This window comes from Pseudomonas sp. NBRC 111132, assembly GCF_001320565.1.
GTDB lineage: Bacteria > Pseudomonadota > Gammaproteobacteria > Pseudomonadales > Pseudomonadaceae > Aquipseudomonas > Aquipseudomonas putida_P.
Map to the genome: position 1 here is coordinate 66,780 of NZ_BCBI01000029.1, position 11,659 is coordinate 78,438.

Sequence of the window (11,659 nt, forward strand, 5' to 3'; positions counted from 1 at the left end):
AAACGGGGCCTTGCGGCCCCGTCTTGCATTACAGGTAGTAAGCCTTCAGCGGCGGGAAACCGTTGAATTCCACTGCGCTGTAGCTGGTGGTGTAGGCGCCGGTCGACAGCCAGTACAGGCGGTCACCGATGGCCAGGTTCAACGGCAGGCCGTACTTGTAGTTCTCGTACATGATGTCGGCGCTGTCGCAGGTCGGGCCGGCGATGACCACTTCTTCGGCTTCGCCTTTTTTCTCGGTCCAGATCGGGAACTTGATGGCTTCGTCCATGGTTTCGATCAGGCCGGAGAACTTGCCCACGTCGGTGTAGATCCAGCGCTCGACGGCGGTACGCGACTTGCGCGCCACCAGCACCACTTCGCTGACCAGGATGCCGGCGTTGGCGATCAGCGAACGGCCTGGCTCCAGGATGATTTCCGGCAGCTCGTCACCGAAGTCTTCCTTGAGGAAGCGAATGATTTCTTCAGCGTAGGTTTCCAGGCTGTTGGTGCGGGTGATGTAGTTGGCCGGGAAGCCGCCACCCATGTTGATCAGCTTCAGCTCGATGCCGTCTTCTTCTTTCAGGCGCTCGAAGATCACCTTGACCTTGGCGATGGCGGCGTCCCACACGCTGATGTCACGCTGCTGCGAGCCCACGTGGAAGGAAATGCCGTAAGGTACCAGGCCCAGGTCGCGGGCGAGGATCAGCAGGTCCATTGCCATGTCGGTCTGGCAGCCGAACTTGCGGGACAGCGGCCAGTCGGCAGTGGTGGAGCCTTCGGTCAGGATACGCACGTACACTTTCGAGCCCGGTGCGGCCTTGGCAATGTTGCGCAGGTCGGCTTCGGAGTCGGTGGCGTACAGACGCACGCCCTTCTCGTAGAAGTAGCGGATGTCCTTGGACTTCTTGATGGTGTTGCCGTAGCTGATGCGGTCGGCGCTGACGCCACGGTCCATCACCTTGTCCAGTTCGTAGATCGAGGCGATGTCGAAGCTCGAACCTTTCTCTTTGAGCAGGTCGATGATCTCGACGGCCGGGTTGGCCTTGACCGCGTAGTAGACCTTGGCGAATTCGAAACCGGCGCGCAGGTCGTCATAGGCCTGGCTGATCATCTGGGTATCGATGAGTACGAACGGGGTTTCCTGCTTGTCGGCGAACGCCTTCATTTTCTGGAAGGTGTCACGCGCGAAATAGTCTTCGACCTGGATCGACATGCTCAGGGACTCCATGGGCAAACTGAAAGATTAAGTGGCTGCAAACTGAACGTCCTCCGTATCCCCACTTTGGTTCGCCTACTCAGTACTTGAGCCGGATGGATCGTTTCCAGCATGGACGTTCGGCGCGCACTTTAGGGCGTGAAGAATGCAGAATCAACAGGCAATCCGGGCGTGATCGGCGTGGATCGACGACCAGCCATTTGAATAACCGACTCGTGTGACCGGCTGATGTTCCCCACGATGTTTCAAGCGTAAAAAATTGTGGAATGGACCCTGTCGGCCCCCGCGCGGGTAAACCCGCTCCCACAGGGTTTTTGCTGTTCCTGTGCCTGCATGTCTACCCGTGAAGGGGGCGTAGGTGTTCATATTTATGGCCACATTTTCCTGGTACCCACGTACAGGAAATGGCCCATAAATTTTTTGTTACCGACTGGCGGATTTGCTGGTTTTGATGAGAAACATTACTATTCGCACCCTTATCCGCCTCCCTGATGACCCAGACCGTGTCCGGACACAAAGGCTTCTTCGACCATTACCATGAGCTTATAGGCACCTGGACGCGCAAGCTGCGCTGTCGTCAGCAGGCCGAAGACCTCACCCATGATGCCTTTGTCCGGGTACTGGAAAACCCGCGCGAGCAGGTCGAGCAGCCACGCGCCTACCTGCACCAGACCGCACGCAACATTGCCGTGGATGGTTTTCGCCGCGAAGACCGCCGCCAGGCCCTGGCGCTGGAAGCCTTTGACGAGGGCAGCACCGGCAGTGGTGACCCAGAGGCCTACGTGCATGCGCTGGAGCTGGCCGACAGCGTCGAGCGGGCATTGGCCGAGTTGCCGCTCAACTGCCGGCAGGTGTTCATCTGGCAGAAGCTCGAAGGCCTGACCCAGGCCGAGATCGCCGAGCGCATGGGGTTGAGCAAGAACATGGTCGAAAAGTATATGATCCGCACGCTCCGGCATTTGCGTGAGCACTTGGATGTGTCGGCATGATGAGTCAGGAGACCTTTTCGATGAAACAGCACGGTACCGATACCGTCCGCGAGCAGGCGGCCGCATGGTTTGCCCGCGTGCAGGATGCGCCTCGGGATGCCGGGCTGCAGAAACAGTTGCGTGCCTGGCTGGCGAGCGACGAGCGCCACCGGGAAGAATACGAACACCTCGACCGCGTGTGGCAGGCCGCCGCTTTCATTCCACGCCAGCGCCTGGAGGCGCTGTGCCAACCAGACCCGGTGCAGCAGTTGCCACGTCGGCGGTTCGTGCGCCAGGCGTTGGCCGCCAGTGTCGCGGTATTGGCACTGGGCCTGGGTTGGGGCGGTTGGCACTATCAGCAGCTGAACCATCAGGGCAGCTTGCAGACGGCTTTCAATGAGCGTCGTCAGGTCGAACTGCCGGATGGCTCGCAGCTGGAGCTCAATGGCAGTACACAGGTGCAGGTCGACTTCAGTGCCGGCCAGCGGCATATTCGCCTGAATGCCGGTGAGGTCATGTTCAGCGTCGCCCACGACAGTGACAGGCCGTTCGTCATCGACACCGCTCAAGGCCGCGTGACGGTAACCGGTACCCGCTTTGACGTGCGCCTGGACCCGGCCAGCACCCGTGTGGCGGTGGAGCAGGGTTCAGTGCGTGTGCAGGGCAAGGGTGCCTCGTTGGCGCAGCTCACGGCAGGGCAGGGCTCGCATATCGATGCACAAAGCCTGGTCACCGCACCCTACGCAGTCAATGCCGCCACTGTGACGGCCTGGCGCCAGGGCAAGCTGGTGTTCGACAACGCCACCCTCGCCGAAGTCGTGGCCGAAGCCTCGCGCTACCGTAGCCAGCCATTACGGGTCGCCCCTGGTAAAGTCGCCCAACTGCGCCTGTCCAGCACCTTCAATGTCGATGACACCGACGCCCTGTTGCGGGCCTTGCCGAGCATCCTCCCCGTGGCCATCAAGGCCCATGAAGACGGCTCCAGCGAAATAATCGCGAAATAGATTCAGGTTTTTTTTCGCTCGTTCGTCTTCCTCGCCAGCTGCAACTGCCAAGCATTTCCATTTGCATGCGGTTGGCGTTTATTCCGCTCTCCAGGATGTTTCGACGACGTGAACAACAACAAACCCTTCCCACGCTTGCGCGCCTTGGCGCTGGCCCTGGCGGTCAGTGCCGTGGCCGTCAACAGCCAGGCCGCAGAGGCCGGCAACACCATCCAGATCCAGGCCCAGCCGTTGGGCTCGGCGCTGACCCAGCTCGGTCAGCAGACCAGCCTGCAGCTGTTCTTCAGCCCCGAGCTGGTCGCCGGCAAGCAGGCCCCTGCGGTGTCCGGCAACCTGGCGCCGGTGCAGGCGCTGCAACAGTTGCTGCAAGGCAGCGGGCTGACCTTCGAGATGTCCCAGGACACCGTTGTAATAAAGCCTCTGCCGACCACCCTTGAGCTGGGCAGCGGCAGCCTGGAGCTGGCACCCACCGACATTAAAGTGGTCGGTGACTGGCTGGGTGATGCCCAGCAAAGCGTGGTGCAGAACCACCCTGGCGCACGCACCGTGGTGCGCCGCGAGGCGATGGTGGAGAAGGGCGCAATGAACGTGCGCGACGTGCTGCGCGGTATCCCCGGCGTGCAAGTGCAGGACTCCAACGGCACCGGCGGCAGCGACCTGTCGCTGAACGTGGGTGTGCGTGGCCTTACTTCGCGCCTGTCGCCGCGCTCCACGGTACTGATCGATGGCATCCCGGCTGCTTTCGCACCGTATGGTCAGCCACAGCTGTCGATGGCGCCGATTTCCTCGGGCAACCTCGACAGCATCGACGTGGTGCGGGGGGCCGGCTCGGTGCGCTATGGCCCGCAAAACGTCGGTGGGGTGATCAACTTCGTGACCCGGGCAATCCCCGAGAAAGCCTCGGCGGAGTTGTCTACCACCCTGGAAACCTCCCAGCACGGCGGCTGGAAACACACCGAGTCGGCCTTCGTCGGCGGCACGGCGGACAACGGCATGGGCGTGGCGCTGCTGTACACCGGGGTTAACGGCAACGGTTACCGTGAAAGCAACAACGGCAACGACATCGACGACGTCATCCTCAAGACTCACTGGGCGCCCACCGACGTCGACGAGTTCTGGCTCAACTTCCATTATTACGATGGCCGTGCCGACATGCCCGGCGGTTTGACCCAGGCCCAGTACGACAGCAACCCGTACCAGTCCCTGCGCGACTACGACTACTTTGCCGGCCGGCGCAAGGATGTATCGTTCAAGTGGCAGCGCCAGCTCGACGATGCCACCCAGTTCGAAGTGCTGACCTACTACACCGACAGCTTCCGCGGCAGCGCCATCGCCTCGCGGGACATGAAGACCCTGTCGTCGTACCCGCGCAACTACCACACCTTCGCCATCGAACCCCGCGTCTCGCGAATCTTCTTCGCTGGCCCGACTACTCAGGAAGTCAGCGTGGGCTATCGCTACTTGAAGGAAGCGATGCGCGAGCAATCGACGCGCCTGGCGCTGATCGACAACGTGCCCACGTATACCCCGACTTCCGATGGCCACGTGTTCCAGGACCGCAGCGGCGGCACCGAGGCCAGTGCCTACTACATCGACGACAAGATCGACGTGGGTAACTGGACCATCACCCCTGGCGTCCGATTCGAGCACATCAACACCGATTGGCGCGACCGCCCGGTGCTGGATGCCAACAACCGCCCGGTGCCGGAGAAGAAGCGCAGCATCACCAGCAACGAGCCGCTGCCGGCGCTGAGCGTGATGTACCACATCTCCGATGCGTGGAAAGTGTTCGCCAACTACGAGACTTCGTTCGGCAGCCTGCAGTACTTCCAGTTGGGCCAGGGCGGTAGCGGCAACAACACGGCCAATGGCCTGGAGCCGGAGAAGGCCAAGACCTACGAAATCGGCACGCGCTATGACGATGGCGGCTTTGCCGGTGAGCTGACCGCGTTCTACATCGACTTCGATGACGAGCTGCAGTACATCAGCAACGATGTGGGTTGGACCAACCTCGGCGCCACCAAGCACCAGGGTATCGAGGCCTCGGTACGTTATGACCTGGCCGGGCTGGACCCGCGCCTGGACGGGCTGTCGGTGAGTGGTGGCTACACCTACACCCGTGCAACCTATGAAGGGGATATTCCGGGCTTCAAGGGGCGTGACCTGCCGTTCTATTCACGCCAGGTGGCTACTGCCGGGGTGCGTTACGCGGTCAACCGCTGGACCTGGAACCTGGACGCCTACGCCCAATCCAAGCAGCGTGCGCCGGGCACCGGGATCAATGCCGATGGCAGCTTCAATGGCGACTACATTACCGAGCCGAGTGCCGATGGGCAGTATGGCGATATTCCGGGCTATGTGACCTGGCATGCCCGTGGCGGGTATGAGTTCGGGCCAGAAATGTCCAACCTGAAGCTGGCGGCGGGGGTGAAGAACCTGTTCGACAAACAGTACTTCACCCGCTCCAGCGACAACAATGCCGGCATCTATGTGGGTGAGCCGCGGACCTTCTATGTGCAGGCCAGTGTAGGGTTCTGACACCGCGTCGCCTGATTCGCGGGCAAGCCCGCTCCCACAGGATTGCGCAAAGCCTAGGGTAAGCGCGAACCCTGTGGGAGCGGGCTTGCCCGCGAAGAGGCCGGTTCAGGAAATCACTGCTTCAGCCGGCGACACGATCGAAGTCTTCGCCCCGCGCGACCTTCCTGAACTCAGGTAGGCCGCAATCGACTCCTGCGTCACCTCGCCCAAAAACACCTGTTCGGCATCCAGCACTGGCAACCACGCCCGGTTGAACTCGTACATGCGCGACAGCAGGATGCGCAAATGTTCATCGTGCGATGCCGTGGAATTGAACGGCCGTAGGAAGTCGCCACAGGTGCCTTGCTGGCGGTGCATGTCGCGCCGGCGCACATAGCCCAGCGCCTTGTTCTGCGCATCGGTCACCACCACATAGCGGCGGTCGTGTTCATCAAGCAGTTCCAGTGCATCGTTTACAGGCGTTTCCGGGCTTACCGACGGCGCGTTGTCTGCGGCATCCTCGGCACGCACCAGCAGCAGGCGCTTGAGGGTGCTGTCCTGGCCAACGAAGTTGCTGACGAACTCATCGGCCGGGTGGGCCAGCAGGGTGTCCGGGTGGTCCAGCTGCAACAGCTTGCCGGCACGGAAGATGGCAATCTTGTCGCCCAGCTTGATCGCTTCGTCGATGTCGTGGCTGACCATGATCACCGTCTTGTTCAGCGCCCGCTGCATTTCGAAGAACTCGTTCTGGATCATTTCGCGGTTGATCGGGTCGACCGCGCCGAACGGCTCGTCCATCAACAGTACCGGTGCTTCGGCAGCCAGCGCGCGGATCACGCCAATGCGCTGCTGCTGGCCACCGGAAAGTTCGCGTGGGTAGCGCTGCAGGTACTGTTTAGGTTCGAGCTTGATCATGTGCATCAGCTCGCGGGCGCGTTCATGGCACTTTTGCTTGTCCCAGCCAAGCAGGCGCGGCACTACGGTGATGTTCTCTTCGATGGTCATGTTGGGGAACAAACCGATCTGCTGGATCACGTAACCGATGTGCCGGCGCAAGGTCACTTCGTCCAGCCCGGTGGTGTCTTCGCCATTGATGAACACTTGGCCGGAGGTCGGTGTGATCAGGCGGTTGATCATTTTCAGCGTGGTGCTCTTGCCGCAGCCCGAAGGGCCGAGGAACACGCAGATTTCCCCTTCGTTGACCGTAAGGCTTACCGAGTCGACGGCTTTGACGTCCTTGCCGTTGACGTTGAAGGTTTTGCTGAGGTTCTTCAGTTCGATCATGAGCGCAGTCCTTCTGGAGTCAGGGCACGTTGCAGGGTTTGCAGCAGCAGGTCGGCGATGATGGCCAGCAGGCTGACCAGCACGGCGCCGACCAGCAGCATCGACATGTCGCTGCGGCTGATGGAGGTGAGGATGAGCACGCCCAGGCCACCGGCGCCGATGGTGGCGGCAATGGTCATGACGCCAATGTTCATCACCACGGCGGTGCGCACACCGGCGAGAATCACTGGTACGGCGATGGGCAGCTCGACCATGCGCAGGCGCTGGCCGAAAGTCATGCCGATGCCGCGTGCGGCTTCACGGATTCCGGGCTCGACATTGGTCAGGGCCAGGTAGGTGTTGCGCAGGATTGGCAGCAGCGAATACAGGAACACCGCAGTAATCGCCGGCAACGGCCCCAGGCCCTGGCCGAACTTGGAGTAGAACGGCAACAGCAAGCCGAACAGGGCGATAGAAGGGATGGTCAACAGCACCGTGGCGCTGGCTTGCAGCGGGCCTGCGAGGGTTGGGAAGCGGGTCATCAGGATGCCCAGCGGAACCCCCACGAGGATTGCCAGGCTTACGGCAATGCCCACCAGGGTGATGTGCTGCCAGGTCAGTTGCAGCACCTGTGCCCAGTCCAGGTGGCTGAAGGTATCGATCAGGTTCATGGCTGGCCCTCGCTGTTCAGTGGGTGCTCACGCAGGAAAGTGGCGGCCACGGCGGTGGGGTTCTGGTGCTCGACATCGACCTTGGCGTTGAGCTGGCGCATGGTTTCGTCGTCCAACTGCTCGGCCAGCGGCTTGAGCAGGGCGACCAGCTGCGGGTTGGCGTCGAGCACGGCTTTGCGCACAACGGGTGCTGCGGTGTAGTCGGGGAAGTAGTGCTTGTCGTCTTCCAGCAGCTTGAGGTCGAAGGCGTTAAGGCGGCCGTCGGTGGTGTACACCAGGCCGGCGAACACCTGGTTGTTGCGCATGGCGGTGTACACCAGGCCCCCGTCCATCTGGCGGATATTGCGCCGGTCCAGCGGCAGGCCGTACATCTCGCGCAGGCCGACCAGGCCGTCGGGGCGGTTGGCGAACTCGGTGTCCAGCGCCACCAGGTGGGTACGCTGGCTTTCGTCGCGCAGCACCTGGTTGAGGTCGCTGATGGTGTTGACCTGCGGGTAGGCGTCAGCCACTTGCTTGGGCAGGCCCAGCGCGTAGGTGTTGCTGAACTTCGACGGGGTCAGCCAGATCAGGTCCTTTTTCGCATCCAGCGCCTTCACCCTGGCGAAGGTGGCTTCGGCACTGGGCATGCGCTCATCGATGTGGTTGTACGACACCAGCGACACGCCGGTGTATTCCCACATCAGGTCGAGCTGGCCGGTTTCCTGGGCCTGGCGCGCGATGTTGCTGCCAAGGCCGGTGGTGACGCGCACGTCGAAGCCGTTGGCGCGCAGGTATTGCGCGGTGATTTCGGCAAGCACGGTCTGTTCGGTGAACACCCGCGCGCCGATGCGGATCAGCGGTTTTTCCGCCGCCTGGGCAAATCCTGCGAACAGCAGGGCCGCGCCCAGCAGCAAGGCGATTCTCTTCTTCATAGCGTTCCCTATCCTTATTGGGCCAGGCCACGTTCCAGCCAGCGCTTGCTGGAGAAACTCACCGCCGCATCCAGCACCAACGCCAGCAGTGCGGTGCACGCGGCACCCAGCAGCAGCTGCGGCTGGTTGTTCAGGGCGATGCCGGGGAAGATCAGGCTGCCCAGGCTGTTGGCGCCAATCAGGAACGCCAGCGGTGCGGTACCCACGTTCAGCGCCAGGGCCACGCGTACACCACCGACGATGATCGGCACCGCGTTGGGCAGTTCCACCTGCCACAGTTGCTGGCGTGGGGTCATGCCGATGCCGGTGGCGGCTTCCTTGAGTGATGCAGGGACGTTTTTCAGGCCCTCGTAGGTGTTGCGCACGATAGGCAGGAGGGAGGCGAGGAACAGTGCGAAGATCGCAGGCCCGGCGCCGATGCCCAGAATACTCAGGGCGATGGCCAGAACGGCCAAGGGGGGGATGGTGTTGCCAACGTTGAAAAACTGCATGAAGCGCTCGGCTTTGTCGACCCGGTGCGGTCGACTCAACGCAATGCCGGCGGGGATGCCCACGGCCAACGCCGCCGCCATCGAAGCCAGCACCAGTATCAGGTGCGCTTGCAGGTAGAACCCAAGATCGTCGCGATAACGCGCGATCGTGTCGATGCCGATCCAGTGGATCAGCAGGGCCAGGATGACGAGCACGGTGGCGCATCCCAACAGCCCTTTACCGTAGCGTTTAGCCACAGGCGGACTCCTTGTGTTGTCGGCGAGCACACTTCTTTTTTGCCGGCCAGTCCTGGCGGCGATTGGTGTGTTCGCGAGTAGCAGCGTGACGCACGCCGAAGGCTGCGATCAGGCCATGAGCCGAACCCCGTCGGGCCCGAAAATGCTGATGAAACCAGTCCCCAACCGAAGCGGGTTGCAGGGGAGTGGACGTCTCCGTGGGCGTAAAGGTTCCCATCTGAGGCGGCATTTGGCCAGCGTTAATCACTGGGTGGTGGGTTTTTTGGCGAGAAAAAACAGCGGCTTAATGCACTGTAGGCGTTGAAATAACTGCGCTGCGGCCATCTGTCGTGATAAAGCGATTGCCTGTTGAATTTGTTGTGCCTGTCCCGGCCCTTTCGCGGGCGTGCCCGCGAAAGGGCCGGGACAGGTGTCACTGGTTCAGCAAGTTTTGGTCTGGGCCCAACTTCAGGTATGATATCGCCCCTTTTTGAATCCCCCAGTCAGGCGATTTCCCATGACCAACCAGGCCGCCGAAGTCGCGAAGCGCCGCACTTTCGCAATTATTTCCCACCCCGACGCTGGTAAGACCACCATCACCGAGAAGCTGTTGCTGATGGGCAAGGCCATTGCCGTCGCCGGTACCGTGAAGTCGCGCAAGTCCGACCGCCACGCCACCTCCGACTGGATGGAAATGGAGAAGCAGCGCGGCATCTCCATCACCACCTCGGTGATGCAGTTCCCGTACCGCGAGCACATGATCAACCTGCTCGACACCCCCGGCCACGAAGACTTCTCGGAAGACACCTACCGCACCCTGACCGCGGTGGACTCGGCGCTGATGGTGCTCGACGGCGGTAAAGGTGTAGAGCCGCGTACCATCGCCCTGATGGACGTGTGCCGCCTGCGCGACACGCCAATCGTCAGCTTCATCAACAAACTCGACCGAGACATTCGCGACCCGATCGAGCTGCTCGACGAGATCGAAGCCGTTCTGAAGATCAAGGCCGCGCCAATTACCTGGCCGATCGGTTGCTACCGCGATTTCAAGGGCGTGTATCACCTGACCGGTGACTACATCGTGGTGTACACCCCAGGCCACGGCCACGAGCGCACCGAAGCCAAGATCATCCAGAACCTGGACTCGGACGAAGCCCGCGCCCACCTGGGCGACCAGTACGACTCGTTCGTCGAGCAACTGGAGCTGGTGCAGGGCGCCTGCCACGAGTTCAACCAGGACGAGTTCATCAACGGCCAGCTCACCCCGGTGTTCTTCGGTACCGCATTGGGCAACTTCGGTGTCGACCACGTGCTCGACGCGGTAGTCGACTGGGCGCCGCGCCCGCTGGGCCGTGTTGCCCACGAGCGTACCGTGGAGCCTGTGGAAGAGAAGTTCACCGGTTTCGTGTTCAAGATCCAGGCAAACATGGACCCGAAACACCGCGACCGTATCGCCTTCATGCGTATCTGCTCGGGCAAGTACGAGAAGGGCATGAAAATGCGCCACGTTCGCCTGAACAAGGACCTGCGTATCGGCGATGCGCTGACCTTCTTCTCCTCCGAGCGCGAGCAGTTGGAAGAGGCCTTTGCCGGTGACATCATCGGCCTGCACAACCACGGCACCATCCAGATCGGCGACACCTTCACCGAAGGCGAGGCGTTGGGCTTCACCGGTATCCCGCACTTCGCTCCGGAGCTGTTCCGCCGCGTTCGCCTGAAGGACCCGCTGAAATCCAAGCAACTGCGTCAGGGCCTGCAGCAGTTGGCCGAAGAGGGTGCGACCCAGGTGTTCTTCCCGGAGCGCAGCAACGACATCATCCTCGGTGCGGTGGGTGTGCTGCAGTTCGACGTGGTCGCCAGCCGCCTGAAGGAAGAATACAAGGTCGAGTGCGCCTACGAGCCGATCACCGTATGGTCGGCGCGCTGGATCAGCTGCGATGACAAGAAGAAGCTCGAGGAATTCCAGACCAAGGCCATGGAAAACCTGGCCATCGACGGTGGCGGGCACCTGACCTACCTGGCGCCGACCCGGGTCAACCTGGCGCTGATGGAAGAGCGCTGGCCGGACATCAAGTTCCGCGCTACCCGCGAGCATCATTGAGTATTGGAGTTGGGGCCGCGAAGCGGCCCCATTTCAATTTCCGGCTTTGATGCTGGTCCAGATCCGCGTCCTGATGCGGTCGATCTTCGCCGGCATCGCCTCCAGCGCATACAGCTTGCCCATCACCTCGTCGCTCGGGTAAATCATCGTATTACCCTTCATCGCCGGGTCCACCAACCCGTCCGCCTTGAGGTTGCCGTTGGCGTATTGCACATGGTTGCTGATGTTGGCCATCACTTCCGGCTGCAGCAGGTAGTTCATGTAGGCATACCCGGCCTTCTCATCCGGTGCATCGGCCGGCATGGCCACCATGTCGAACCAC

General features: G+C 61.7%; 9 protein-coding genes and 1 pseudogene. 4 read left to right on the forward strand and 6 right to left on the reverse strand.

From position 1 onward, the window contains the following. Window positions 1-28 precede the first annotated feature (28 nt). On the reverse strand, window positions 29-1,192 hold the full coding sequence (locus APH35_RS15450) for a type III PLP-dependent enzyme (protein WP_012270610.1): 1,164 nt from the start codon (window positions 1,190-1,192) through the stop codon (window positions 29-31). Window positions 1,193-1,686: 494 nt separating this feature from the next. On the opposite strand from APH35_RS15450, the gene APH35_RS15455 reads away from it, so the two are divergent. The 3 genes from APH35_RS15455 to APH35_RS15465 all read left to right on the forward strand — a co-directional run bounded on the left by APH35_RS15455 (window position 1,687) and on the right by APH35_RS15465 (window position 5,705). Beyond that, a complete protein-coding gene (locus tag APH35_RS15455) occupies window positions 1,687-2,184 on the forward strand; it encodes a sigma-70 family RNA polymerase sigma factor (protein WP_012270611.1) in 498 nt (165 codons plus the stop codon). Window positions 2,185-2,204: 20 nt separating this feature from the next. After that, entirely contained in the window at window positions 2,205-3,167 is a 963-nt protein-coding gene (locus APH35_RS15460; protein ID WP_060515067.1) for a FecR family protein, read from the forward strand. 108 nt (window positions 3,168-3,275) lie between these two features. Next, the gene (locus tag APH35_RS15465) at window positions 3,276-5,705 is read left to right on the forward strand and encodes a TonB-dependent siderophore receptor (RefSeq protein ID WP_060493211.1); all 2,430 of its coding nucleotides are present in this window, start codon (window positions 3,276-3,278) and stop codon (window positions 5,703-5,705) included. 105 nt (window positions 5,706-5,810) lie between these two features. Here the strand turns inward: APH35_RS15465 and APH35_RS15470 are convergent, their stop codons facing one another. Genes APH35_RS15470 through APH35_RS15485 form a run of 4 tightly spaced genes read right to left on the reverse strand, consistent with a single transcriptional unit; the run spans window position 5,811 to window position 9,257 of the window. Next, on the reverse strand, window positions 5,811-6,968 hold the full coding sequence (locus tag APH35_RS15470) for an osmoprotectant ABC transporter ATP-binding protein OsmV (RefSeq protein ID WP_060515068.1): 1,158 nt from the start codon (window positions 6,966-6,968) through the stop codon (window positions 5,811-5,813). Further along, complete coding sequence (locus APH35_RS15475) at window positions 6,965-7,618, reverse strand: ABC transporter permease (protein WP_012270615.1); 654 nt, start codon at window positions 7,616-7,618, stop codon at window positions 6,965-6,967. The genes APH35_RS15470 and APH35_RS15475 overlap by 4 nt, the downstream gene beginning before the upstream one ends. Further along, on the reverse strand, window positions 7,615-8,529 hold the full coding sequence (locus tag APH35_RS15480) for a glycine betaine ABC transporter substrate-binding protein (RefSeq protein ID WP_012270616.1): 915 nt from the start codon (window positions 8,527-8,529) through the stop codon (window positions 7,615-7,617). Before APH35_RS15480 ends, APH35_RS15475 begins: the two co-directional genes overlap by 4 nt. A gap of 14 nt (window positions 8,530-8,543) precedes the next feature. After that, window positions 8,544-9,257: an ABC transporter permease gene (locus APH35_RS15485; RefSeq protein ID WP_012270617.1), complete on the reverse strand. Its 714-nt coding sequence runs from the start codon at window positions 9,255-9,257 to the stop codon at window positions 8,544-8,546. Window positions 9,258-9,753: 496 nt separating this feature from the next. Between APH35_RS15485 and APH35_RS15490 the strand changes: the two genes are divergently transcribed. Then, the gene (locus tag APH35_RS15490) at window positions 9,754-11,337 is read left to right on the forward strand and encodes a peptide chain release factor 3 (RefSeq protein ID WP_012270618.1); all 1,584 of its coding nucleotides are present in this window, start codon (window positions 9,754-9,756) and stop codon (window positions 11,335-11,337) included. A 33-nt stretch (window positions 11,338-11,370) separates the two neighbouring features. Here the strand turns inward: APH35_RS15490 and APH35_RS15495 are convergent. Continuing rightward, window positions 11,371-11,659, reverse strand: a pseudogene (locus APH35_RS15495) (spermidine/putrescine ABC transporter substrate-binding protein PotF); the annotation flags it as partial.

What these genes read in the sequence shown, in the direction of transcription:
- APH35_RS15460 (WP_060515067.1), top strand. Translation starts at nt 2,205, where the DNA reads ATGAAACAGCACGGTACCGATACCGTCCGCGAGCAGGCGGCCGCATGG.
- APH35_RS15490 (WP_012270618.1), top strand. Translation starts at nt 9,754, where the DNA reads ATGACCAACCAGGCCGCCGAAGTCGCGAAGCGCCGCACTTTCGCAATT.
- APH35_RS15480 (WP_012270616.1), bottom strand. Translation starts at nt 8,529, where the DNA reads ATGAAGAAGAGAATCGCCTTGCTGCTGGGCGCGGCCCTGCTGTTCGCA.
- APH35_RS15470 (WP_060515068.1), bottom strand. Translation starts at nt 6,968, where the DNA reads ATGATCGAACTGAAGAACCTCAGCAAAACCTTCAACGTCAACGGCAAG.
- APH35_RS15455 (WP_012270611.1), top strand. Translation starts at nt 1,687, where the DNA reads ATGACCCAGACCGTGTCCGGACACAAAGGCTTCTTCGACCATTACCAT.
- APH35_RS15475 (WP_012270615.1), bottom strand. Translation starts at nt 7,618, where the DNA reads ATGAACCTGATCGATACCTTCAGCCACCTGGACTGGGCACAGGTGCTG.
- APH35_RS15450 (WP_012270610.1), bottom strand. Translation starts at nt 1,192, where the DNA reads ATGTCGATCCAGGTCGAAGACTATTTCGCGCGTGACACCTTCCAGAAA.